Below are 23,175 nucleotides of genomic sequence, written 5' to 3'. Positions count from 1 at the left end.
CGCAGCGCCGTCAGGCGCGAGGATTTCGCACGCCGGATGGCGTGCGGAAAAACAGACTCATGACCTGGGCGAAGGAACTTGAGGAACTGCGGCGCCGCGAGGCTCTCGCGGAGGAAATGGGCGGGCCGGACAAGGTCGCGCGGCAGCATTCGCGCGGCAAGATGGACGCCCGCGCGCGGCTCGCGGCGCTCGTCGACGAAGGCTCCTTCCGCGAGATCGGCAAGATTGCGGGCAAGGGCCATTACGACGCGAACGGTGACCTCGAGAGCGTGACCCCCGCCCCCTTCCTGTTCGGCAAGGCTCTCATCAATGGCCGCCCGGTCGTCGCGACGGCGGACGACTTCACCATCCGCGGCGGCGCGGCGGATGCGGGGATCGCACGCAAGATGGTGCAGGCCGAACAGATGGCGCACGAGCTGCGCCTGCCGATCATCCGCATGATCGACGGGACGGGCGGCGGCGGCTCGGTCAAGACGCTGGAGCAGATCGGCGCGACCTATATCCCCGCCGTGCCCGGCTGGGGCGATGTGGTGACGAACCTCGACACCGTGCCGGTCGTGGCGCTGGCACTTGGCCCCACGGCGGGGCTCGGCGCGGCGCGCACGGTCGCCAGCCACTATTCGATCATGGTGAAGGGCCTTTCGCAGATCTTCGCCGCCGGACCCGCCGTGGTCGAGGCGATGGGCGAGGCCTATCGCGACGGCTCGGGCAATCGTGAGGACGCGAAGGAAGCGCTCGGCGGCAGCGCGATCCACACCCGCAACGGCGTGGTCGATGACGAGGTGGCAAGCGAGGCAGAGGCCTTCGCCCGGGCGCGGCATTTCCTAAGCTTCATGCCCGAACATGTCGGCCAGCTCGCCCGCCGCGCGGAATGCTCCGATCCGGCAGACAGGCGCGAGGAGGCGCTGCTCTCCCTCGTCCCGCACGACCCGAAACAGGTCTATTCGATGCGCCGCGCGCTCGAGATGATCCTCGATTCCGGCACGGTGTTCGAGATCGGCCGGAACTGGGGCCGCGCTGCGATCACCGCGCTTGCCCGGCTCGACGGCTGGCCAGTCGCGGTCGTGGCGAGCGATCCGAGCTATCTCGGCGGGTCTTGGGAGGCGAAGACATCCGAAAAGGTCGAGCGTTTCGTCCGCCTCGCCGACCAGTTCCGCCTGCCGATCGTCCACCTTGTCGACAATCCCGGCTTCATGATCGGGCGCGAGGCGGAAATGGCCGGGACGATCCGCTATGGCGCGCAGGCGATGAACGCGATCTACAAGGCCACCGTCCCGCTAGCGAGCGTGGTGATGCGCCGCGCCTATGGCATTGCGGGCAGCGCGATGAGCAATGCGGAACGCTATCAATACCGCTTCTGCTGGCCGTCGGGCGACTGGGGGAGCCTGCCGATCGCGGGCGGGCTCGAGGTAGCCTACAAGGCCGAACTCGAAGCGGCCGACGACCCGGCGGCAGAACTGGCGGCGATCAGGGAGCGGCTGGCGAAAGTCACCAGCCCGTTTCGCAGCGCCGAACGCTTCAATGTCGAGGATATCATCGACCCGCGCGACACCCGCCCGCTGCTGTGCGAATTCGCGCAGCTGGCGTGGCGCAGGCTCGAAAGCGGGCGCTGAAGGCTAGTCGAACGCCTTAGCCGCGTCCTGGCCGAAGCCCATTTCCGGCTCGGGCGGGCCGAACAGGCGGCCTTTCTCGCTGAACAGGACCAGCGCAAGACAGACGAGGCCCGATGCGAGCAGGGACAGCGCCAGCGGCTGAGCGGTCCCGTCATAGGCATAACCGATCGCTGCGCCCAGCACCGCGGCGACCGTCATCCGCACGAAGCCGTGAACCGAACTCGCCGCGCCCGCGATGGCGAAGAACGGATTCATCGCGATCGATCCGAAATTGCTGCCGATAAAGCCCAACAGCGCCATGTTCACCGCCATCAGCGGCACGAAGACCCACAGGCTCTGTTCGCTCTGGAACGCGACGACGACCTGCACGCTCGACACGGCGATGAAGGCGAACAGCGCGGTGTGGCTGACCCGGCGCGCGCCGAAGCGTTCGACGATGCGCGAATTGGACCAGCTCGCAATCGCCATCGCGCCCGCACAGATGCCGAAGACGATCGGGAAAATGTCGCCCGCGCCGAATGTCTCCGTGATCAATTGCTGCGATGAATTGATGAAGCCGAACAGCGCGCCGAATACCAGCGAGGAGCCGAAGACATATCCCACCACGCTCGGCATGCTGAGCGCGCGGCCCATATTGCGCGCGATGGTGCGGACATGGATCGGCTGGCGGTGTTCCGGCGCCAGCGTTTCCGGCAGGCGCAGCCACGCCCATGTGCCCATCAACATGCCCTGCACCGCCATAGCGAGGAACACGGTGCGCCAGTCGGCGACCAGCAGGATAAGTTCGCCAATGCTCGGCGCGATGGCCGGGACAAGCATGAAGATCACGAAGATGAGGCTCATCATCCGGGCCATCCGGTCACCTCCGACCTTGTCGCGGATGATCGCGGGCGGCAGGGCGACGATCCCCGCAGCGAAGAAGCCCTGCGCGGCGCGGATCGCGACGAGGACGTCATAGGTGGGCGCCAGCGCGCTCGCCAGCGACAGCACGATATAGATGCCGATCGACCCGAGCAGGACGGGCCGCCTTCCGAACCGGTCGGCCAGCGCACCCGGAACGAGCGCGCCGATACCGGCGGTCAGCAGGTAGACCCCGATGATGAACTGACGCTCATTCCCCGGCACGCCGAGATCGAGCGCGAGTTCGTCGAGCGCGGGCAGGATGGCGTCGATGCCGAAGGCCTGCAGGGCCATCAGCAGCGCCATCAGCCAGATCAGCTCTCTTTCGCCCAGGCGGGCAGGCGCGGAAGAAGGTCGGGCAGTCGTCGCCATGCCCGGCCCTTTGCCCGCCGGCTCGCCCGATGACCACTCTTCTTTTCGCATATGCACAAAATCATGATCGGGCAGGAAAGTTCCAATGGGTAGCAAGCGAAAACTTTTCCCCGCACGGCGAGCAGCCTATTCTCCCTGCGTGCCGCACGACCCGCCCGCAACAAATGACGATGGCAGCCCGGACGAGGAATCCGGCGGGCTGCGCAAGATCATCCATGTCGACATGGATGCCTTCTTCGCCAGCGTGGAACAGCGCGACAATCCGCAATTGCGCGGAAAACCCGTCGCGGTCGGCGGGTCGAGCGGGCGCGGCGTGGTCGCGGCCGCAAGCTACGAGGCGCGAAAGTTCGGGGTGAAAAGCGCGATGCCATCGGTCACGGCAAAGCGCCTGTGCCCCGACCTCATCTTCGTCAAGAGCCGCTTCGATGCCTATCGCGAGGCGAGCCGCCAGATCCGCGCCGTGTTCGAGCACCACACGCCGCTGGTCGAACCGCTCTCGCTCGACGAGGCCTATCTCGACGTGACCGAGGACCGATTGGGTATCGGCAGCGCCACCCGCATCGCAGAACTGATCCGCCAGGAAATCCGGGCCAAGACGCAGCTCACCGCGAGCGCCGGGGTCAGCTACAACAAGTTCCTCGCCAAGCTCGCGAGCGACCAGAACAAGCCCGATGGCCTGTGCGTCATCCGTCCGGGCGAAGGGGCGGCGTTCGTCGCGACGCTGCCGATCCGGCGCTTTCACGGCGTGGGTCCGAAGGCCGAGGAAAAGATGAAGCGGCTGGGGATCGAGACGGGCGCGGACCTCGCGGGCAAGGACATCGCGTTCCTGCGCGCGAATTTCGGGTCCTTTGCCGATTACCTGTTCCGCGCCGCACGCGGCATCGACCTTCGCCCCGTGCGACCGCACCGGATCCGCAAATCGGTCGGCGGGGAACGTACCTTTTCGCAGGATATCGACGCGGCAGGCGCGCTGCGCGACACGCTGGAGGAGATCATCGACATCGTGTGGGAGCGGATCGAGCGGGCCGAAGCGCGCGGACGCACGGTGACGCTGAAGCTCAAATACACCGATTTCCGGATCAATACGCGCGCCAAGTCCATCCCGCCTCGCGCCCATTCCCCTCAAGGAGGAGACTGGATCGAGGACAAGGCACGCTTCGCGACCATGTCGCGCGAATTGCTGGAGGAGGCGCTGCCGCTGCCCATGCCGATCCGGCTGATGGGGCTTACGCTCTCCAATCTCGACCGTGGGGGATCAGGACAGGAGGGGGACAGGGAGTCGCCGCGGGACACCGCCCAGCTTTCCCTGCTCTAGCCCGCCCGGGTCCCCCTCGCCTTCCATGCCGCGATCCGTGCGGCGGTGACCTGCCCCAGCGGTTCGGGCAGCGAATGGGTCGGAAAGAAGCGCGCCTCGATCACCTCGCGCTGGTCGGGACGCGGGCGGGCATTGCTGGTCGCGGCGAAGAGATGTGTGCTGTGGGGCAAGCCCGAAACCTGTTCGGCGAGGACTGCGACCGGCACAATCCGGGCAAGCCTGATCCCGAGCTCCTCGGCGATTTCGCGGCGGGCGGCGACCTCGGGCTCCTCATGCGAGCCGATCCCGCCACTCGGCAGCATCCACAGGCGCGGGCCATAGGAATGGCGCAGCAGCAGGATTTCGCCCGAACCGTTGTCGATCACCACCGCGCAGCCTGCGATCGGCGCGCCGCGCCAGCGCCGCCAGTATTGGCGCAGACGGAAGGCAATGGGCAGCAGCGCGCGGTGCAGCGGCGCGGGAAGCAGCCGCTCGATCAGGTGAAGCATGTGACCGCGATGCCATGCGCGCGCGCGCGGGCGAGCAGACGGGCGATCGGAAGGTCGCCCTCGCCCCGCGCCGCCTTTTCGAACACGGCCAGCTTTTCCTCTCCGCGAATGACGAACATCAGCGCGCGCGTTGCGATGAGCGAGGGGATGGTGAGCGTGATCCGGTCGAACGGCGCCTCGGCAGGGAGCGGGTCGGGCGTCAGGCGGCGCACGCGACGCGGGTCATCGGGATCGGGATCGGTGTTCGCGAAGAGCGAGGCGATGTGTCCGTCCGCGCCCATGCCGAGCCAGGTCAGCGCGAAAGGCGGGAGGTCAGCGTCCTCGCCAAGCGTTTCGACCCGCGCCCCCGCAGGCTCGAAGATCGCGCGGATCCTGCCGGTATTCGAGGCGGCGTGATCTTCGGGCACGACCCGGTCGTCTCCGGGCCATATCTCGATCCGGCTCCAGTCGAGATCGCGCCGGGCAAGACGCTCGAAGATGGGAAACGGGGTCGAGCCGCCCGGAACCGTGATCGCGACCGGGTCATTTCCCCTGGCCAGCGCATCGCGCAGGTGCCGCTCGATCCAGTCGGCGATCGCGGCCTCGGCGGCATGGTGGATGAAAACGCTCACGCAGTCTCCCTATCAGAGCGCGCGCCAGCGGATAAGGCCGGCATCCGCAAAAAAGGCCGCTGCCGGCGATGCGGCAGCGGCCCGTTTCGTGAATGATCGGCCGCGATCAGCCGAGGATCGAGGAGAGGAACCACACGCGTTCCTCCGCCATGTCGGTCCAGTCGTCGAGCAGGCCGTCGGTCGCGTTGTCGCCCGCATCTTCGGCGAGGGGCTTCATCTTCTTCAGCCGGTAGACCATCTTCTGATTGTCGTCGCGCAGTTCGGAAATCATCTCGTCGGGCGAAAGCGAGGTTCCGTCCTGGTCCTTGATCTGGGTGTGCTTGGCGATCGAGCCGATCGAGGTCAGTGTTTCGCCGCCCTGCTTGCGCACCCGTTCGCCGATATCGTCGATCTGGTCGCGAATTTCGATCGCCTGTTCGTCGAACAGCAGGTGAAGGTCGCGGAACCGCGGGCCCTTGACGTGCCAGTGGAAATTCTTGGTCTTGGTGAACAGCGCGAAGTGATCGGCGAGAAGCCCGTTGAGTTCGGCGATGAGAGCGGCCTTCGAATTCGATTGGTCAGCCATGAGCGTTTCTCCTTTTCCTGCGATGCGACCCGCGGACCGGGCGTTCGTCTTTGCGAATGAATTGCAAAGAGCTGCATCATTATGTTTCATGGGACCAACGGGCGAAAGCGCAGATCGTTTCGCCAAAAAGATAGGTCGCAGCGATCGTTTAATTCGATCACCAGACCATGTAACGAGCGTTCAATCCGATGAAGAGCGCCGCAACGAACAGCAAGGCGGCAAGCGCCAGCCGCATGGCGCGCAGGGGAAACCGCGCGAGGCGGGCGCCCCCCGCATACCAGCCGAGCGCGATCGCCGCGCCGCCCCCGATGGCTCCGCCGATCACCGTCACAACCGGATAGACCGCCTCGGCGGCGAAGGCGAAGACCGCGAACCGGGCCGCATCGCCGACCTGTCTTGCAAGGACCACGATCGCGATCGCCCCCAATGAACGGGTCGGTTCGGCCGGGCGCTTCACCCGCGCGGGCCATGCCAGTTCGGCCGCGGCAATCGCGAGCGCGAAGGCGACCAGCATTTCGGCCGCGCGGCTCGGCAGGATCGCGGCGAGGCTGGCGCCCGCCCATGCCATCAACGCCGCGCTTGCGGCGGACGCGGCAATTCCAAGAGCGAGCAATGACCCCGACCGCCCGAGCGCATCGGAAAAATGCGCCACGGTCAGCTGGTCTCGCCCGCCGAGCGCGATGGCGAAGACCAGCAGCAGGGTGAAGAGAAAGCTGTCCATGGCGCATCCGGCCTTATCACTCGCGCGCGCGCGCGACAGGCCTTTCCCCGCACAAATCGACAGGTGGCGCGTGCCTCGCTTCGCGCCTAGGCTCGCGCCGACCGACAAGGCGAACAGGGGAGCAAGGGGAGAATGTATGAAGCTTGAAAAGGGCATGGCGGCGGTGGTGACTGGCGGCGCCTCGGGGCTCGGCCGGGCGAGCGCGGCGGCGCTGTCTGAGGCCGGGCTGAAGGTCGCGATCTTCGACATCAACGACGAGGCTGGTGAGGAACACGCCGCCAGCATCGGCGGGACCTTCCACCATGTCGACATCATGGACGAGGCGAGCGTCGAGGAAGGCTTCGCCGCGGCGCGTGCCGCGAACGGGCAGGAACGCGTGACCGTCCACTGCGCCATGGCCTCGAAGCGCGGCAAGACGATCGGCTGGGACAAGGAAACCGGCGGCTACGAGCGGCTTTCGACCGAGGATTACGCCTTCGGGGCCGAGGGCATCCTGGTCGCGAGTTACCGCGTCGCCAGCATTTCCGCGCTCGGCATGGCGAATGCCGATCCGCTCAACGAGGATGGCGAGCGCGGCGCGATCGTGCTGACCGCCAGCGTCGCGGCGCAGGACGGACAGATCGGGCAGGTCATCTACGGTTCGTGCAAGTCGGGGGTGAACGGCCTCGTCCTGCCAATGGCGCGCGACCTGATGGATCTCGGCATCCGGGTGAACTCGGTCATGCCCGGGATCTTCGCGACCCCGCTGATGCTCGGCATGAAGGACCGCAACCCGGCGATGTGGGAGCAGTTGAACGCTTCGGTCCCGTTCCCGAAACGGCTGGGCGAGCCGGAGGAATTCGCCTCGCTGATCCTCGAGATCGCACGCAATTCCTATATCAACGGGCACCAGTTCCGGCTCGACGGGGCGATCCGTATGCCGCCGAAATAGGAAGAGCGAACCGAAGCCGTAAGGCTTTGCAAGCGCGACCGCGCGCCGGCCGGTAGGCCGCCCCCGGAGGCGCAAGCGAAGCGAACAAGCCGCGAGGGAAAACAAATGGCAACGCAGACGAACGAATATCCGACGAAGGCCTATGGCGCGAGCGCACCCGACAGCGGGGTGGGACCGATGGAGATCACCCGCAGGGGCCTGCGCGCAGACGACGTGCTGATAGACATCAGCCATTGCGGCATCTGCCATTCCGATCTCCATTCGGCGCGCAACGACTGGGGCCGCACGACCTATCCGATCGTGCCGGGCCACGAGATCGTCGGCACGGTCGCAGCCATCGGCGAGGCGGTCACGAGGCACGGAGTCGGCGACCGGGTCGCGATCGGATGCATGGTCGATTCGTGCATGGAATGCCGCCATTGCGAGGCCGATCTCGAGCAATACTGCCTCGATGGAGGGATGACCGGGACCTATAACGGCATCGACCGGCGCGACGGAACGCCCACCTATGGCGGCTATTCCGAACGCATCGTCGCGCGCGAGGAATTCGTGCTCAAGGTTCCCGACGCGCTGCCCATGGCCGAAGCCGCGCCGCTGCTGTGCGCCGGGATCACGAGCTACAGTCCCTTGCGCACCTGGAAAGTCGGCCCGGGGAGCCGTGTCGCGGTCGCGGGGCTCGGCGGGCTCGGCCACATGGGCGTGAAGCTTGCCGCGGCGATGGGCGCCGAAGTCACCGTGCTTTCCCGCAGCGAGAGCAAGCGGGACGATGCCGAGAAGCTGGGCGCGCACGCGTTTCTCAACACCACGGACAAGACCGCGATGAAGGCGAAATCGGGCTATTTCGACCTCGTGCTCAACACGATTCCCGTGCGCCATGACGTCACGCCCTATCTTCATTTGCTGCGGGTGGACGGGGTGCAGGTGCTGGTCGGGATGATCGACATGATGCCCGAATTGCACAGCGCCCTGCTGCTGGGCCGCAAGGTGCTGACGGGAAGCGGGATCGGCGGGCTCGCCGAGACGCAGGAGATGCTCGATTTCTGCGCCGAGAAGAACATCCTGCCCGATATCGAGGTGATCGCGATGCAGGACATCGCCGAGGCCTATGACCGGATGGAGGCGAGCGACGTGAAATATCGCTTCGTGATCGACATGGAGAGCCTGCGCGCCGCCTGACCGAACGCGAACGCGCCATTTTCTTGGAGCCGTCCGGACAATTTGCGCAGTAAAACTGCGTGTTGCCTTTGTGCAACGCAACATATGATTTCTGATAGTCACTCGCACAAGGCGCTTGCGAGTCCGGTGTCAAGAATTAGACATGTTGGACGACATGCACGGGCCCGCCTCGAACAGAGGCCCGGCATTCAGGAATCGCAGGCGGAACGCACCAAACCTCTCTAGAAGGAGCGTTCCACATGAAGACCAGGTATATCCACGCGCCGCTCGTCCTCGCGATCGCGGCGGCGTCCGCGCCGGCAATCGCCCAGGAAGATTCGCTCGCCGTCAGCTCGGCGGCCTCAGCCATTGCGATCGACGAATCCACGCTCGAGCTTGCCGAAACACTCGAAGCGATCGCGCCCAGCGCCGATGCGGGCAGCGAGACGATCTCGGCTCCCAACACTGCTGCCGGCACGCTCAGCGTCGCCGATTTCGCACTGACCTCCGCATCGGCGGCCGCTCCCGCCTCGAGCGAGATCGCCGTGACCGCTGCTGCTGCCGCTGCTGCGCAGGGCGAGACGGGCGGCCGTTCGGAAAGCTTCACCGTCACGCTGAACCAAGATGCCTTCTTCGGCTTCTACCCGGCCTTCAACGGCCTGATCCCGGTCAGCGACAATGTCGATTTCAGCTTTTACGGCATCATCTGGACCACTGACGCCTTCGGCACCGGCCTCGGCAGCGACCTGTGGACCGAATTCGGCGTGGGCGCGGCGATCTACACCGGCAACCTCGTGATCAAGCCGCAGATCGGCCTCACCAACGGCGCCCTTCTCTCGGGCGGCGTGCTGGATGCGAACGACGTCCCGACCGGGACCGGCGGCAATTTCGCCGACGGTATCGTCCCCAGCCTGACCATGAACTATTCCGACGACACGTTCGAAGCGGAATTCTACGGCGGCTATTACGCGGCCCTGCGCAATCGCAACGATGATGCCGCGCTCGACTTCCTGCACACCTGGATCAATGCCGGGTACAAGTTCAGCGACAATTTCTCGGCCGGCGCGCATTACGAGCTCCTTAGCAACACCCGGAACACCTTCCCCGGCGGGTCGACCGCGGTCGCGTATCAGTGGCTTGGACCGTATGTGCAATTCTCGACCAGCAACGGCTTCTTCGCTCGCTTCACCGCGGGCGCGGATATCGAGGACGGCAATGACGGCGACTTCTACAAGCTGACCGCCGGCTTCTCGTTCTGATCTCCCTGCGGTCCGGCGCGCCTTCCAGCCATTGGCGCACCGGGCCGTGAGGCACCTTGAGGCGCCGCTCGCATGAATGCGGGCGGCGCCTCTTGCATCGAGGGAGCGATGCAGTCCAGCCATCTGACTTGCAACCTCCTGCAATCGATAGGGACGATTTGCGCGATTCGCATCGGCTATTGCCCAAAATTCCATGGCGAATAAAATCGATTATGCTAATTGTGTAATCGAATTGGCGTCTGCACGGCAGCCGCGCTACGAAAGAGCCTCCACGAAAAGGAGCCAATCACCATGAGTTTGCATATCGGCGATACCGCCCCCGATTTCACGGTCGACACCACTGCCGGCCCGATCACGCTGCACGAATGGGCAAAGGGCAGCTGGGTCTTCTTCTTCAGCCACCCGGCGGATTTCACCCCTGTGTGCACCACCGAGATGGGCATGACCGCCCGGCTCGCCGGGGAATTCGAAAGGCGCAATGTCAAACCGCTCGGCCTGTCCACCGACACGGTCGAAGAGCACCGCGCCTGGATCTGCGATGTCGACGAGACGCAAGGGGTCAGCCTGCAATTCCCGATCGTCGCCGACCCGGATCTGACCATCGCGCGCAGCTATGACATGATCCATCCTGGCCAGAGCGAAACGGCTGCGGTGCGCTCGGTCTTCATCATCGATCCCGACATGAAGATCCGCCTGACAATGACCTATCCGATGAGCGTGGGGCGCAATTTCGACGAGATCTTGCGCGTGATCGACAGCCTTCAGCTCGGCGACCGGGCGCGGATCGCGACTCCGGCCAACTGGACGCCGGGCGGCGAGGTCATCATCCCGCCCTCGATCGGCGACGAGGAAGCGCGCAGGCTTTTCCCGCAGGGCTTCACCACCATCAAGCCCTATCTCAGAACGACCCACGTGAATTGACCCGGATGCCGGACCGGCGCGGGGAACGGACCGACCCGAAAGGCCGTTCCCCGCGTGAAACCGCATGGCGCCCACGATCGTGCCTGCACCGGACTGTGAACGTCACGGGATTGAAAACGGCTTTCGCCATTCGTCTGCCGTCAACGAGGACCGAGAATGTTTGAACAAGCCGACGCGCTTCTGCTCGCCCGCATCCAGTTCGCCTTCACGGTGAGCTTCCACTTCTTCTTCCCCGCCTTCACGATCGGGCTGGCGAGCTACCTCGCCGTGCTCGAAGGGCTGTGGCTCAAGACAGGCAAGGCGCTCTACATGGACCTCTACAAGTTCTGGCTGAAGATCTTCGCGATCAGCTTTGCCATGGGCGTCGTCTCGGGCATCGTGATGAGCTACCAGTTCGGCACCAACTGGTCGGTCTATTCCGACATCGCAGGACCCGTGATCGGCCCGCTGATGGCCTACGAGGTGCTGACCGCCTTCTTCCTCGAGGCGGGGTTCCTCGGCGTCATGCTGTTCGGGATGAACCGCGTCGGGAAAAAGCTCCATTTCGCCGCGACCTGCATGGTCGCTGGCGGCACGTTCCTTTCGGCCTTCTGGATCCTCTCGGTCAACAGCTGGATGCAGACGCCCACCGGGTTCGAGATCGGCGCGAACGGGCAGATGCTGCCCGCCGGAAGCTGGATCGACATCATCTTCAACCCCTCCTTTCCCTATCGCCTCGTCCACACCGTGCTCGCGGCCTATCTCACGACCGCCTTCATCGTCGGCGGGGTCGGCGCGTTCCACCTGCTGCGCGAGCGGGCCGACCGGCGCAGGGGCATCGCCGGCGAGCCCAACATGCATGCGCGCAAGATGTTCTCGATGGCGATGTGGATGGCCGCGCTCGTCGTGCCGGTGCAGATCGTCGCGGGCGATTATCACGGGCTCAACACGCTCGAACACCAGCCGCAGAAGGTCATGGCGATGGAGGGGCATTACAATTCCTATCCCGACGGCGCGCCGCTCTACCTGTTCGGCATTCCCAATGACGAGGAGCAGCGGCTCGATTACGCGGTCGGCATCCCCAAGCTTTCGAGCCTGATCCTCAAGCACGATCTCGATGCGCCCATGGCCGGGCTCGACACGATCCCCGATGACGAACAGCCGCCCACCGCCATCGTGTTCTGGTCGTTCCGGATCATGGTCGCACTCGGCTTTGCGATGCTGGGCGTGGGGCTCTGGAGCCTCGTCGCGCGCTGGCGCGGCAAGCTCTACGACTGGGCGTGGCTGCACCGCGCCGCCGTCGTCATGTCGCCTTCGGGTCTTGCTGCCGTGCTGGCCGGGTGGATCACGACCGAGGTCGGGCGCCAGCCCTATGTCGTCTACGGCGCGCTGCGCACCGCCGATGCGGCAAGCCCGCTTTCGGCGAGCGCGGTCGGCGCCTCGCTCGTCGCCTTCGTCGTGATCTATTTCACCGTGTTCGGCGCGGGCGTGTGGTACATCCTCAAACTGATGGGCAAGCCGCCCCATAGCGGCGAAACCGGGGTCAAGCGCGGCGACCGCGGCCCGATCCGCACCGCGGGTATCGCGCCTGGCCTGTCGCACAATCAGGGCGATAACGGGCAGGTCGGCGTGCTGGCGGAGCCGGCCGAATGACCTACAGCGTCGATCTCACCACCGTCTGGGCGTTCATCATCGCCTTCGCCGTGTTCGCCTATGTCGTGATGGACGGGTTCGACCTGGGCATCGGCATCCTGTTCAAGTTCTTCGAGGCCGGGCGCGAGCGCGACCGGGCGATGAATTCGATCGCGCCGGTCTGGGACGGAAACGAGACCTGGCTGGTGCTGGGCGGCGGCGGCCTGTTCGCTGCGTTTCCGCTGGCCTATGCGGTGATATTGCCCGCGACCTATCCGCTCATCATCGCGATGCTGCTGGGCCTCGTCTTTCGCGGGGTCGCGTTCGAATATCGCTGGCGCGATCCCGGACACCGGCGTTACTGGGACGCGGCCTTCACCGGCGGCAGCATCGTCGCGGCTCTGGCGCAGGGCATGACGCTGGGCGCGTTGTTGCAGGGGATCGAGATCGAGGGCCGTGCCTATGCCGGCGGGCCGTTCGACTGGCTCACGCCCTACACGATCCTGACCGGGCTCGGCACGCTGGCGGGCTATGCCCTGCTGGGCGCGACCTGGCTGGTGTGGAAACTGGACGACGCGGGACAGGACCATGCGCGCAGGCTCGCCAAATGGGCGGCGGCGGCGACGATCGTGCTGATGGGCGCGGTCAGCATCGCCAACGTCTTCCTGAACGAGGAATATGCGACCCGCTGGCTGACCGCGCCGGAAATCTATTACGTCTGGCCGGTCCCGCTGATGACCGGGGCGGTGGCGGTGATGCTGTGGCGGGCGCTGTCGGCCGATCGCCATTCCAAGCCGTTCTGGCTGTCGCTCGCGCTGTTCCTGTTCGGCATGGCGGGCGTCGGGGTCACGCTGTGGCCCAACGTCGCCCCGCCATCGCTCACCATCTGGGACGCAGCCGCGCCCTATTCGAGCCAGCTCTTCATGCTGGTCGGCACGGTCATCACCATGCCGCTCATCATCGGCTACACCGCCTGGGCCTATTGGGTGTTTCGCGGCAAGGTCGGGGATGAAGGATACCACTGATGGGTGAACGGCCCGAGGACATAGAGGCCGATGACAGGCCGCTTTGGCAGCGGCTGGGCTGGCTGGTTCTCATCTGGGGCGCAAGCGTCGCGGTCCTGGGCGCGGTCGCGTGGCTGCTGCGGCTGTGGATCGCGCCCTAGTTCTGCATGGGCGCATGGGCGTCCCAGCGAAAGCCGATCCCCCCGCCCTGCCACACGCCTTCGCCAAGCGGGCTTGGTGCGTGCATGTCGAGATGCGAGGGAAGCCCCGAAACGCTCAGCGGGTGGATGCCCTGCACGGTGGAGCGATGCATGATCCTCAGCCCTTGTTCCTCAACCGAGGCATGGGCCTGGGGCGCGGCGCGATGGGCGACCGCGAGATTGTCGATGAAGACGCAGTCATTCGCCTCGTATTCAAAGGCAAGCGCATAGCCGCGATCGAACCCGTCATTCAGCAGCGCGTTGTAACGCCGGCACAGATCGCCCAGTTCGCGCTCGTCCAACAGCCGCAGCCCTTCGCCATCGGCGCGCCGCTCGATCACGGCGCCCGTCATGCCGAGATGGAGCCAGACGCAGCGCCGCCCGGTCACCGGGTGGGTGTGGACGAGAGGGTGGAGGACGCCCGAATTGGAATTGACCGAAACCAGCCGCGCCCAGCGCTCCTGCTCGGCCGGATCGAGCGCGTCATGCGCATCGCCCTGGTGCGCGAAATGGGTTCCGCCGCCGCGCTCGGCCGGGCGGACGATGTGGTAGCCGGAATGGGAGAATGTCTCGGGCAGGAAGCTGCCGTCATTGTGCCATTGCGGCCCGACGCCGGGAATGCCGTGGCGCCGGTCGTTCGACAGGCGGAAGATGTGGCGATTGCCGCCGGGCGTCGCGGGATGGACCCCGTGGGTCGAATGGAGCCGCCGCCCGCCCCACCAGCAGCTCGCGGCAAGGAACGCCTCGGGATCGATTTCGCGCTCGCTCCTGAAGACGAGAAAGCCGCGCACCGCCATTTCATGCTCGAGCGCGGCGCGCACCGGTTCGCTCGGTGGCCGTTCGGTATCGAGAGCGAGGCCGCGCACGGCGGACCCGATCGCGCCCAGGGGGATGAGTTCAATGCCGGCCCGATCGAGGATCTCGGCGCGGACCGCGGGGTCGGCGTGGATATCGGAATTGGCGGAGGCCAGAAAGCACCCCTTTCGCGTCGGTGATTGGGCCGGGAGGCAGAATCGCGCCTCCCGGCACCGTGCGACATCGATCGCGCATCAATTGCGCAGATCAGGCCGCCTGCTTGATCTCGACCAGCGTCAGGCCGAAAATGAGGTCCTCGCCCGCAAGCGGGTGGTTGCCGTCGGCGGTGACCGATTCTTCCTTCACGTCGGTGATGACGAGCTGGATCGGCTGGCCGTCGTTCTGCTGCGCCGAAAGCGTCATGCCCGGCTGCGGCTGGGCGTCGGGCGGCAGGTTCGCGCGCGGGATCTCGACGATCAGTTCCTCGCGGCGCGGGCCGAAAGCGTGTTCGGCATCGATCGTAACCGTGTCCTCGGCGCCGACTTCCATCTGCGTCAGCGCGCTTTCGATCTGCGGGAAGATCTCGTCATTGCCGAGCGTGAGCGTCTGCGGACCCTGCCCCTCGGTCCCGCCGACGACTCGGCCTTCCTTGGTCTTGACGACATAATCGATCGCGACGGTATCGCCGTTCTTTGCGGTTGCCATTGTATTCAATTCCTTTCGAGAAATTTCGTGTTGTCCGGCAGCCCGAAGCCGGGTGGGTTCGCGCGCACACGCAGGGGCATTCCGTTTCGCGCGCGAGTCTCTCAACCAAGGCCGCCAGTGTCAAATCGCCCGCCCGCCGCCTTTTCGGCACTTCGCGCGGGCTCGCACGTTGGGAAGGCATGATCGGATCGAATGAGACCCGCCGCCCCTCTTCCGCAACCGCGTTCTCCGCAACCGAAGGAGCCCGCCCATGACCGCCCCGATCCTCGTGATGGGTGCGACCTCGGGCATCGGCAAGCTGGCGTTGAAAGAAGCCACGCGGCGCGAAATCCCGGTGCGCGCCTTCGCCCGCAGCGCCGACAGCCTTGAACGGACGCGCCTCGTCGAGCCATTCCCCGGCGACGCGACCGACCGCGAGGATGTCGCCCATGCGCTGAAGGGCGCGCGCGCGGTGATCTATGCGCTCGGCATATCGGAAAGCGTGTCCATGCTGTGGGAGAAGGAGACGCTGTTCTCGACCACCACCGAAATCCTCGTCGAAGCGATGAGCGATGCGCGCGTGCGCCGGCTGGTCGCGGTGACGGGATATGGCGCGGGCCGGTCGAAGGATGCGATGAGCACCGTCGAGAGGCTCGGCCACCGCGCATTTCTTGGCCGGGTCTATGCCGACAAGGACCGGCAGGAACAGATCATCCTCCACAGCGCGCTGCAATACACGATCGTGCGGCCCGTGATCCTGACCGGCGGCCCGCGATCCGGAAGGGCGAAGGTCAAGCGCGATCCGGCGAACTGGTCCAACGGCATCGTCAGCCGCGCCGATGTCGCGGCCTATCTGGTCGACGCGGTGGAGAAGGACCTCGACATCGGGCGCGACGTGGTGCTGGCCCGCTAGCGCGCTCCGCTCGCTTGTGGGCGGCCGCTCGCTCTGATACCTTCCGCCTGCGGGGAGAGGAGAAACGGGTGGAGGACGAGCACGCGCAGCTCGTGCGCGAAGCGATATCATCGAACAGTGCAGGACGCTCAACGCTCGCCGCTTCGTGGTGTCGGTCGGCCCTGCATCACGGGCTCGACCCCGCCAAAGGCCCCGCCGCCGACCGGCTCGATGCGAGCCGTCTCGCGCTTGCCCGCGGCGCACGCGAGGAACTTATCCGCCATGCCGGCCCCGTGCTCGACAGGATCGCCGGAACGCTGGTGCGCGGGGGACGATGCATCCTTCTGACCGATGCCGAAAGCGTGATCCTCGAGGAGCGCATGGCCGAAGGCGACCGCGACATGTTCGACCGCGCGCGCCTGGTGCCGGGCGAATGCTGGTCCGAAGCGGCCGAGGGGACCAACGGGATCGGCACCTGCCTTGCCGACGAAAAACCCGTCATCATCCACCGCGACCAGCATTTCCTTTCCGCCAACGTGCAGGTCAGCTGTCACGGCGTGCCGATATACGATGCCGGCGGGAGCCTTGTCGGCGCGCTTGACGTTTCGACCAATCGCTATGACCACGACCGCGACACCGCGGCGCTCATCATGAGCGTGCTGGCAGGAGCGGCCTCGGAACTGGAACGGCTGCTGTTCGGCGCGGCCTATCGCGATTGCCGGATCGTCCACCTCGACGCAGAAGGCGGCGCGGCGGCGAATGGCGGCGCGCTGGTCGCGGTCGATCGCGACGATCTCGTCATCGGGGCCAATCGCAGCGCACGGCGGCGCGGACTGCTTGCCGGAGTGAGCGCGAAGGACCCGGTCCCGATCGCAGACATTCTCGGCGCTCCCGAAGACAATCCGCTCGCCGCGGCCGAACGCCGGGTGCTGCGCCAGGCTCTCGCCCGCTCGCGCGGGAATGTGGCCGCCGCTGCGCGCGATCTCGGCATCGGGCGGGCGACCTTCTATCGCCGGATGGGGCGCGCCGGGCTCGAATGACCCGTCGCGCGGCTGCCGCGCGCGCTTTTTCATACAGACCTGTCTCAGCGGTGAGACACATGGGCGCCGCCAAGGGCGCCGCTCCCCTTCCGGGCGCCTCCAATTGCGTCATTCTCCTCCTCGTCACCAACGACGCTCCGGGCGAACCGGGGCGCATACCGGGAGGAGAAGACCCCATGGACATGCAGACCAAGGCCGCGATCCTGATGCGGCCTTCGCTGAAAGAGCATTACGACAATTTCATCGGCGGGCGCTGGGTGCCCGCGAAAAGCGGCGCGACTTTCGACAACGTCTCGCCCATCACCGGCAAGGTGATCGGCACGGTCGCGCGCTCGGGCGCCGAGGACATCGAGGCTGCGCTGGACGCCGCCCATGCCGCCCGCGCCGCCTGGGGCGCCACGCCCGTCGCTGAACGCGCGCTGATCCTCACACGCATCGCCGACCGGATGGAGGAAAACCTCGGCCAGCTCGCCGAAGCGGAAACCTGGGACAACGGCAAGCCGATCCGCGAGACGATGGCCGCAGACCTCCCGCTCGCGATCGACCATTTCCGCTATTTCGCCGGCTGCATTCGTGCGCAGGAAGGCAGCATTTCGGAAATCGACGCGAACACCATCGCCTACCACTTTCACGAACCCCTGGGCGTGGTCGGCCAGATCATCCCGTGGAATTTCCCGCTGCTGATGGCGACGTGGAAGCTCGCCCCGGCGCTCGCGGCGGGCAATTGCGTGGTGCTCAAACCCGCCGAACAGACCCCGGCCTCCATCATGATGCTGATGGACCTGGTCGGCGACCTGCTGCCCGACGGCGTGGTCAATGTCGTCAACGGCTTCGGCCTCGAAGCGGGCAAGCCGCTCGCCTCGTCGAAGCGGATCGCGAAGATCGCCTTCACCGGCGAGACGTCGACCGGCCGGCAGATCATGCAATATGCGAGCGAGAACCTGATCCCCGTCACGCTCGAACTCGGCGGCAAGTCGCCCAATATCTTCTTCGACGACGTTATGGCCGAGGACGACGACTATCTCGACAAGGCGATCGAGGGCTTCGTTATGTTCGCGCTGAACCAGGGCGAGGTGTGCACCTGCCCTTCGCGGGCGCTGGTTCAGGAATCGATCTATGACCGCTTCATGGAGCGCGTCCTCGCCCGCGTCGCGGCGCTGAAACAGGATAACCCGCTCGACCCGGCGACGATGGTGGGCGCTCAGGCTTCGGCCGAACAGCAGGCCAAGATCCTGTCCTATCTCGACATCGGCCGGGCCGAGGGCGCCGAGGTGCTCGCAGGCGGCGGCGCGGCGCAGCTGGGCGGCGAATGCGAGGGCGGCTTCTACGTCCAGCCGACCGTTCTGAAAGGCCACAACAAGATGCGCGTCTTTCAGGAGGAGATCTTCGGCCCCGTCGTCTCCGTCGCCACGTTCCGCGACGAGGAGGAGGCGCTGTCGATCGCCAACGACACGCTGTTCGGCCTTGGTGCGGGCGTATGGAGCCGCGACGTCAATCGTTGCTACCGGATGGGCCGCGCCATCGAAGCGGGGCGGGTGTGGACCAATTGCTACCACGCCTATCCCGCCCACGCCGCGTTCGGCGGGTACAAGCAATCGGGCATCGGGCGCGAAACGCACCGCATGATGCTCGACCACTACCAGCAGACCAAGAACATGCTGGTTTCCTACGAGCCGAAGAAGCTCGGTTTCTTCTGAGGAAGAAGAAACGGTCATGACCGGGCGCCTCTCGAGGGTCGCACCGACGCCCGGTCATGGCATCAACAACAGCCAACCCGCAATCGGGAGGAGGATTACCATGTCTACCAGTTTCATTATGCCGAGCATGAACATCATGGGCGAGAACGCTCTCGCCGATGCCGCCGCAACGCTCACCGGACGCGGCTTCGCCAGCGCCCTGATCGTGACCGACGAAGGGCTCGCCCGGCTCGGTGTCGCAGATGACGTTGCGAAAGTGCTCGAGGATGCGGGCATCAAGGCCGCGATCTTCGACGGCGCGCAGCCAAACCCGACCACCGGCAATGTCGAGGACGGGCTTGCCCTCCTGCGCGACCATGAATGCGATCTCGTCGTCTCGCTGGGCGGCGGATCAAGCCATGACTGCGCCAAGGGGATCGCGCTCGTCGCGGCCAATGGCGGGGAAATCGCCGACTATGAAGGCATCGACCGCTCGCCGCTGCCGCAGGTGCCGCTGATGGCGATCAACACCACCGCCGGCACCGCCGCCGAAATGACGCGCTTCTGCATCATCACCGATGTCGAGAGGCACGTGAAGATGGCGATCGTCGACAGGCACGTGACGCCCTTCCTGTCGGTCAACGACCCGGCGATGATGGTCGGCAAGCCCGCTGCGCTCACCGCCGCCACGGGCATGGACGCGCTGACCCATGCGATCGAGGCATATGTCTCGACCGCGGCGACGCCGATCACCGATGGCTGCGCGCTGAAGGCGATGTCGCTCATCGCCGAAAACCTGCGCGATGCGGTCGCCGACGGGACCAATCTCGAAGCGCGCGAGGCGATGGCCTATGCCCAGTTCCTCGCCGGGATGGCGTTCAACAACGCATCGCTGGGCTATGTCCACGCGATGGCGCACCAATTGGGCGGCTTCTACGACCTGCCGCACGGCGTCTGCAACGCGGTGCTGCTGCCGCATGTCGAGACTTTCAATGCGGCGGTTTCCGCTGGACGCCTGCGCGATGTCGCGGCGGCGATGGGGGTCAATGTCTCGAACATGGACGAACGCCAGGGCGCCGAGGCGGCGATCGCGGCGATCCGCCAGCTTTCGGCCGATATCGGGATACCCGCAGGGCTCGCCCAGCTCGGCATGAAGGAGGCCGACATCGCGACGCTCGCCGCGAACGCGATGAACGATGCCTGCGGCTTCACCAATCCCCGCCCTGCCAACCAGCAGGAGATCGAGGCCATTTTCCGCGCTGCCGCCTGACCTCTCCCAAGGCAAGCGCGGTGCGCCCGGCGGTCTTCCCAAGGGACCGCCGGGCGCCCTTGTTTCCGGCGCGCGCGATGGCCTGCTGCGACAGGAGATTGACATTTGAGCGCAGGGCGCGAGGTTCGCGCCCCCGCCCCGCGCGGACGGCGGACGATTCCCTAGCGGGACCTGCGGTCCGCCCTACCGGACCCGATTCGAACGAAGGACCTCGACTTGCGCCTGATTGCCCTTTTGCTCGCCTTCCTCCTCGCCGCCCCCGCCGCCGCACCCGCTTTTGGACAGGGCATCCAGCAGACCAAGGGCGATTTCGAGGACAAGTTCCGCCAGTTGGACGAGGTCCTGCCCGATCCCAATGTCTACCGCAATGCGAGCGGGGCGCCCGGGCACCAGTACTGGCAGCAGCAGGCCGACTACGTGATCCGCGCCGAACTGGACGAGGATAAGCGCCGGCTCGAGGCGGAAGGGACCGTGCGCTACGTCAACAATTCGCCCGACACGCTGCCGTGGATCTGGATGCAGCTCGACCAGAACATCTTCCGCACCGATTCCATGGCGGAGATGACCACGACTTTCGGCGGGCCGGGCCGCCGCGGACCGCGCATCGATGCGGCAAGCGGCGGGGAACCCGCGCGCCTCAGCCTCGAGGAACTGCGCCGCCAGCAGGCGATGGCCGACAACGAATACGGTTACGACATCAAGCGCGTGACCCTCGCCGACGGGACGCCGCTTTCGCACACGATCGTCGGCACGCTGATGCGGATCGACCTGCCCGCCCCGCTCGCGTCCGGCGAGACGGTCGAATTCCAGATCGAATGGGCGTTCAACATCGTCGAGGAAAACACGATCTTCGCGCGCTCGGGCTACGAACATTTTCCGGACGATCCGCGCAAGGGCGGGAACGACATCTTCCTGTTCGCCCAGTGGTTTCCGCGCCTCGTCGCCTATTCGGACTATGAAGGCTGGCACAACAAGGAATTCCTCGGGCGCGGTGAATTCACGCTCGAATTCGGCGATTACGATGTCACCATGACGGTGCCGGACGACCACGTCGTCTCGGCGACGGGCGTGCTTGCGAACCCCGGCGAAGTGCTCACCGCCGCCCAGCGACAGCGGCTCGAAAGCGCCCGCGATGCCGATGCCCCGGTGTTCATCGTCACGCCCGAAGAGGCCGCCGCGAACGAGCGGACCGGGCCTACGGGGACGAAAACCTGGCGTTTCACGGCTGAAAACGTCCGCGATTTCGCCTGGGGATCGAGCCGCAAGTTCATCTGGGACGCGCAGGGCCACCGCCAGCCGGGGGCCGAGAACGAACTCGTCATGGCGATGAGCTTCTGGCCCAAGGAAGGCGGCGAATTGTGGCGCAAATATTCGACCGCCGCCGTGGTCCACACGATGAAGGTCTATTCGCGCTTCAGCTTCGATTATCCCTACCCGTTCGCGCAGAGCGTGAATGGCCCTGTCGGCGGGATGGAATATCCCATGATCACCTTCAACGGGCCGCGCACGACGCTGAACGAGGACGGGACGCGGACCTATTCGCTGTCGGAAAAGGTCTATCTGATCGGCGTCGTCATCCACGAGATCGGGCACATCTATTTCCCGATGACGGTCAATTCCGATGAACGGCAATGGACCTGGATGGACGAAGGCATCAATTCCTTCCTCGACAGCGTCGCGGGCTATGAATGGGACCCGGACCTGCCCTGGACCCGGAGCCTGCCGCGCGACCTCATCCCCTACATGACCTCGAGCGACCAGGTCCCGATCATGACCCAGTCGGACAGCGTGCTGAACCTAGGCCCGAATGCCTATGGCAAGCCGTCGGCGGCCTATCACATCCTGCGCGACACGGTGATCGGGCGCGAGCGGTTCGATTTCGCGCTCAAGGAATACGCCCGCCGCTGGAAGTTCAAGCGGCCGACCCCGGCCGATTTCTTCCGCACGATGGAAGAAGCCTCGGGCACCGATCTCGACTGGTTCTGGCGCGGCTGGTTCTACACCACCGACCATGTCGATATCTCATTGGACGCGATCCACCGCCTGCGGCTCGACACCGAGAACCCCGACATCGACCTCAAGCGCCGCCGCGACGAATTGCTGGGCGAGCCCGAGAAAGTGGGCGTGCGCCTCAACCGCGAACAGGGCGTGCCGATCTGGGTGCTCGAAAACCCGGGAGTGACGGATTTCTACGACGAGAATGACCAGTTCACCGTCACCCCCAAGGACCGCGAGAGCTACGAGAGTTTCCTCGAGGAACTCGAGCCGTGGGAGCGGCAGACCCTCGATCGTGCACTCAAGGAGGATGCGAACTATTATGTCCTCAGCTTCTCGAACCGCGGGGGTCTCGTCATGCCGATCATTCTCGGCCTCACTTTCGAGGACGGCAGCACGCAGCGCATGCAGATCCCGGCGGAAATCTGGCGGCGCAATCCGAAGGAGGTGAGCAAGCTGCTCGTTTTCCCCAAGGGCAAGCGCCTCGCCAGCGTCGTCGTCGATCCGAACTGGGAGACGGCCGACGCGGATATCGAAAACAATCACTATCCGCGCCGGATCATCGAAAGCCGCATCGAAGCGTTCAAGTCGCCCGAAGCGACATCGCGCACGGGCCGCGACCTGATGGCCGAAAGCCAGGGTTCGAACTGATGCGCTGGCTGCTTGCGCTGTGCGCGGCGCTGCTGGTCGCGCTGCCGGCAGCGGCGCACCAGCAGAAGACCGCGATCTCGATCCTGTCGCACAACGAACGCACGGGGCTGCTCGAAGTGGTCCACCGCGTGCCGCTGCACGATGCCGAACATGCGCTGAAAAGACGGGGGATCGCCGCGCCCGACATCATCGGCGACATCCCCGATCGGCGCGCCTTCGTGCGCTATATCGCCGAACGCTTCACCGTCACCCACGAAGGTGAGCCGATCGCCTTCACCCTTCTCGGCAGCGAGATCGACGGGGGCAGCCTCGTCATCTACGAGGAGGCCCCCTCGCCCGGCCCCGGCGCGCGCCTTGCGGTCCGTTCGCTGATCCTGACCGATGTCTGGGCGCGGCAGGAAAACCGGGTGAATATCGGCAGCGGAACCGAGGTCGAGACCCTGATCTTCCGCGCGGGCGACCCGGCGAAGGATGCGACTCTCAGGTAACCTTCGCCCCCAACCCGC

Annotated in this window: 22 protein-coding genes; 15 read left to right on the top strand and 7 right to left on the bottom strand. The window is 65.8% G+C overall.

The window, feature by feature from the left end; translation table 11 throughout:
• Positions 1-59 precede the first annotated feature (59 nt).
• Positions 60-1,613, top strand: coding sequence for an acyl-CoA carboxylase subunit beta (locus tag Ga0102493_RS03545; RefSeq protein ID WP_034906211.1), 1,554 nt, complete (start codon positions 60-62; stop codon positions 1,611-1,613).
• Between the two features lie 3 nt (positions 1,614-1,616).
• Here Ga0102493_RS03545 and Ga0102493_RS03540 read toward each other — a convergent pair whose 3' ends face one another.
• Positions 1,617-2,885, bottom strand: a complete 1,269-nt coding sequence (locus tag Ga0102493_RS03540; RefSeq protein WP_034906213.1) for a multidrug effflux MFS transporter — start codon at positions 2,883-2,885, stop codon at positions 1,617-1,619.
• 223 nt (positions 2,886-3,108) lie between these two features.
• On the opposite strand from Ga0102493_RS03540, the gene dinB reads away from it, so the two are divergent.
• On the top strand, positions 3,109-4,200 hold the full coding sequence (gene dinB, locus Ga0102493_RS03535) for a DNA polymerase IV (protein WP_034906427.1): 1,092 nt from the start codon (positions 3,109-3,111) through the stop codon (positions 4,198-4,200).
• Here dinB and Ga0102493_RS03530 read toward each other — a convergent pair.
• The 4 genes from Ga0102493_RS03530 to Ga0102493_RS03515 form a co-directional block, all read right to left on the bottom strand.
• Positions 4,197-4,688 carry an NUDIX hydrolase gene (locus Ga0102493_RS03530; protein WP_034906216.1) on the bottom strand — a complete coding sequence of 164 codons (492 nt, stop codon included), beginning with the start codon at positions 4,686-4,688 and terminating at the stop codon, positions 4,197-4,199. The genes dinB and Ga0102493_RS03530 overlap by 4 nt on opposite strands.
• Entirely contained in the window at positions 4,676-5,299 is a 624-nt protein-coding gene (locus Ga0102493_RS03525) for a 6-phosphogluconolactonase (RefSeq protein WP_034906219.1), read from the bottom strand. The genes Ga0102493_RS03530 and Ga0102493_RS03525 overlap by 13 nt, the downstream gene beginning before the upstream one ends.
• Before the next feature lie 106 nt (positions 5,300-5,405).
• Complete coding sequence (locus tag Ga0102493_RS03520; protein ID WP_034906220.1) at positions 5,406-5,864, bottom strand: Dps family protein; 459 nt, start codon at positions 5,862-5,864, stop codon at positions 5,406-5,408.
• Between the two features lie 157 nt (positions 5,865-6,021).
• On the bottom strand, positions 6,022-6,585 hold the full coding sequence (locus Ga0102493_RS03515) for a hypothetical protein (protein WP_034906222.1): 564 nt from the start codon (positions 6,583-6,585) through the stop codon (positions 6,022-6,024).
• A 136-nt stretch (positions 6,586-6,721) separates the two neighbouring features.
• On the opposite strand from Ga0102493_RS03515, the gene Ga0102493_RS03510 reads away from it, so the two are divergent.
• The 7 genes from Ga0102493_RS03510 to Ga0102493_RS15665 all read left to right on the top strand — a co-directional run bounded on the left by Ga0102493_RS03510 (position 6,722) and on the right by Ga0102493_RS15665 (position 13,627).
• Complete coding sequence (locus tag Ga0102493_RS03510; RefSeq protein ID WP_034906225.1) at positions 6,722-7,516, top strand: SDR family oxidoreductase; 795 nt, start codon at positions 6,722-6,724, stop codon at positions 7,514-7,516.
• Between the two features lie 105 nt (positions 7,517-7,621).
• Positions 7,622-8,692 carry an NAD(P)-dependent alcohol dehydrogenase gene (locus Ga0102493_RS03505; protein ID WP_034906227.1) on the top strand — a complete coding sequence of 357 codons (1,071 nt, stop codon included), beginning with the start codon at positions 7,622-7,624 and terminating at the stop codon, positions 8,690-8,692.
• Between the two features lie 239 nt (positions 8,693-8,931).
• Positions 8,932-9,930: a DUF6733 family protein gene (locus tag Ga0102493_RS03500; protein ID WP_051698394.1), complete on the top strand. Its 999-nt coding sequence runs from the start codon at positions 8,932-8,934 to the stop codon at positions 9,928-9,930.
• A gap of 291 nt (positions 9,931-10,221) precedes the next feature.
• Complete coding sequence (locus Ga0102493_RS03495) at positions 10,222-10,851, top strand: peroxiredoxin (RefSeq protein ID WP_034906230.1); 630 nt, start codon at positions 10,222-10,224, stop codon at positions 10,849-10,851.
• Positions 10,852-11,007: 156 nt separating this feature from the next.
• On the top strand, positions 11,008-12,483 hold the full coding sequence (locus tag Ga0102493_RS03490) for a cytochrome ubiquinol oxidase subunit I (RefSeq protein ID WP_051698395.1): 1,476 nt from the start codon (positions 11,008-11,010) through the stop codon (positions 12,481-12,483).
• Positions 12,480-13,487, top strand: a complete 1,008-nt coding sequence (gene cydB / locus Ga0102493_RS03485; RefSeq protein ID WP_034906232.1) for a cytochrome d ubiquinol oxidase subunit II — start codon at positions 12,480-12,482, stop codon at positions 13,485-13,487. The genes Ga0102493_RS03490 and cydB overlap by 4 nt, the downstream gene beginning before the upstream one ends.
• Entirely contained in the window at positions 13,487-13,627 is a 141-nt protein-coding gene (locus Ga0102493_RS15665; protein WP_081845769.1) for a DUF2474 domain-containing protein, read from the top strand. The genes cydB and Ga0102493_RS15665 overlap by 1 nt, the downstream gene beginning before the upstream one ends.
• Here the strand turns inward: Ga0102493_RS15665 and Ga0102493_RS03480 are convergent.
• Both Ga0102493_RS03480 and Ga0102493_RS03475 read right to left on the bottom strand, forming a co-directional pair.
• Positions 13,624-14,532, bottom strand: coding sequence for a TauD/TfdA dioxygenase family protein (locus Ga0102493_RS03480; RefSeq protein WP_199796948.1), 909 nt, complete (start codon positions 14,530-14,532; stop codon positions 13,624-13,626). The genes Ga0102493_RS15665 and Ga0102493_RS03480 overlap by 4 nt on opposite strands.
• Positions 14,533-14,728: 196 nt before the next feature.
• Positions 14,729-15,166: an FKBP-type peptidyl-prolyl cis-trans isomerase gene (locus Ga0102493_RS03475; RefSeq protein ID WP_034906238.1), complete on the bottom strand. Its 438-nt coding sequence runs from the start codon at positions 15,164-15,166 to the stop codon at positions 14,729-14,731.
• A gap of 250 nt (positions 15,167-15,416) precedes the next feature.
• On the opposite strand from Ga0102493_RS03475, the gene Ga0102493_RS03470 reads away from it, so the two are divergent.
• The 6 genes from Ga0102493_RS03470 (at position 15,417) to Ga0102493_RS03445 (ending at position 23,157) form a co-directional block, all read left to right on the top strand.
• Positions 15,417-16,058 carry an NAD(P)-dependent oxidoreductase gene (locus Ga0102493_RS03470; protein WP_034906241.1) on the top strand — a complete coding sequence of 214 codons (642 nt, stop codon included), beginning with the start codon at positions 15,417-15,419 and terminating at the stop codon, positions 16,056-16,058.
• A gap of 68 nt (positions 16,059-16,126) precedes the next feature.
• Positions 16,127-17,077: a GAF domain-containing protein gene (locus Ga0102493_RS03465; RefSeq protein WP_034906243.1), complete on the top strand. Its 951-nt coding sequence runs from the start codon at positions 16,127-16,129 to the stop codon at positions 17,075-17,077.
• A gap of 176 nt (positions 17,078-17,253) precedes the next feature.
• The gene (gene adh, locus Ga0102493_RS03460) at positions 17,254-18,774 is read left to right on the top strand and encodes an aldehyde dehydrogenase (protein WP_034906437.1); all 1,521 of its coding nucleotides are present in this window, start codon (positions 17,254-17,256) and stop codon (positions 18,772-18,774) included.
• 100 nt (positions 18,775-18,874) lie between these two features.
• Positions 18,875-20,023, top strand: coding sequence for an L-threonine dehydrogenase (gene yiaY / locus Ga0102493_RS03455; RefSeq protein ID WP_034906246.1), 1,149 nt, complete (start codon positions 18,875-18,877; stop codon positions 20,021-20,023).
• Between the two features lie 216 nt (positions 20,024-20,239).
• On the top strand, positions 20,240-22,669 hold the full coding sequence (locus Ga0102493_RS03450; protein ID WP_034906249.1) for a M1 family metallopeptidase: 2,430 nt from the start codon (positions 20,240-20,242) through the stop codon (positions 22,667-22,669).
• Complete coding sequence (locus Ga0102493_RS03445) at positions 22,669-23,157, top strand: DUF6702 family protein (RefSeq protein ID WP_034906253.1); 489 nt, start codon at positions 22,669-22,671, stop codon at positions 23,155-23,157. Before Ga0102493_RS03450 ends, Ga0102493_RS03445 begins: the two co-directional genes overlap by 1 nt.
• Positions 23,158-23,175: the final 18 nt, after the last annotated feature.

This window comes from Erythrobacter litoralis, assembly GCF_001719165.1.
Lineage (GTDB): Bacteria > Pseudomonadota > Alphaproteobacteria > Sphingomonadales > Sphingomonadaceae > Erythrobacter > Erythrobacter litoralis.
This window is presented reverse-complemented; position numbering and strand designations above follow the sequence as displayed.

Coding starts and splice junctions, on each gene's coding strand:
- Ga0102493_RS03470 (WP_034906241.1), top strand. CDS start 15,417: ATGACCGCCCCGATCCTCGTGATGGGTGCGACCTCGGGCATCGGCAAG.
- Ga0102493_RS03545 (WP_034906211.1), top strand. CDS start 60: ATGACCTGGGCGAAGGAACTTGAGGAACTGCGGCGCCGCGAGGCTCTC.
- Ga0102493_RS03530 (WP_034906216.1), bottom strand. CDS start 4,688: ATGCTTCACCTGATCGAGCGGCTGCTTCCCGCGCCGCTGCACCGCGCG.
- dinB (WP_034906427.1), top strand. CDS start 3,109: ATGGATGCCTTCTTCGCCAGCGTGGAACAGCGCGACAATCCGCAATTG.
- Ga0102493_RS03500 (WP_051698394.1), top strand. CDS start 8,932: ATGAAGACCAGGTATATCCACGCGCCGCTCGTCCTCGCGATCGCGGCG.
- cydB (WP_034906232.1), top strand. CDS start 12,480: ATGACCTACAGCGTCGATCTCACCACCGTCTGGGCGTTCATCATCGCC.
- Ga0102493_RS03510 (WP_034906225.1), top strand. CDS start 6,722: ATGAAGCTTGAAAAGGGCATGGCGGCGGTGGTGACTGGCGGCGCCTCG.
- Ga0102493_RS03495 (WP_034906230.1), top strand. CDS start 10,222: ATGAGTTTGCATATCGGCGATACCGCCCCCGATTTCACGGTCGACACC.
- yiaY (WP_034906246.1), top strand. CDS start 18,875: ATGTCTACCAGTTTCATTATGCCGAGCATGAACATCATGGGCGAGAAC.
- Ga0102493_RS03540 (WP_034906213.1), bottom strand. CDS start 2,885: ATGGCGACGACTGCCCGACCTTCTTCCGCGCCTGCCCGCCTGGGCGAA.
- Ga0102493_RS03475 (WP_034906238.1), bottom strand. CDS start 15,166: ATGGCAACCGCAAAGAACGGCGATACCGTCGCGATCGATTATGTCGTC.
- Ga0102493_RS03505 (WP_034906227.1), top strand. CDS start 7,622: ATGGCAACGCAGACGAACGAATATCCGACGAAGGCCTATGGCGCGAGC.
- Ga0102493_RS03515 (WP_034906222.1), bottom strand. CDS start 6,585: ATGGACAGCTTTCTCTTCACCCTGCTGCTGGTCTTCGCCATCGCGCTC.
- adh (WP_034906437.1), top strand. CDS start 17,254: ATGGACATGCAGACCAAGGCCGCGATCCTGATGCGGCCTTCGCTGAAA.
- Ga0102493_RS03520 (WP_034906220.1), bottom strand. CDS start 5,864: ATGGCTGACCAATCGAATTCGAAGGCCGCTCTCATCGCCGAACTCAAC.
- Ga0102493_RS03490 (WP_051698395.1), top strand. CDS start 11,008: ATGTTTGAACAAGCCGACGCGCTTCTGCTCGCCCGCATCCAGTTCGCC.
- Ga0102493_RS15665 (WP_081845769.1), top strand. CDS start 13,487: ATGGGTGAACGGCCCGAGGACATAGAGGCCGATGACAGGCCGCTTTGG.
- Ga0102493_RS03445 (WP_034906253.1), top strand. CDS start 22,669: ATGCGCTGGCTGCTTGCGCTGTGCGCGGCGCTGCTGGTCGCGCTGCCG.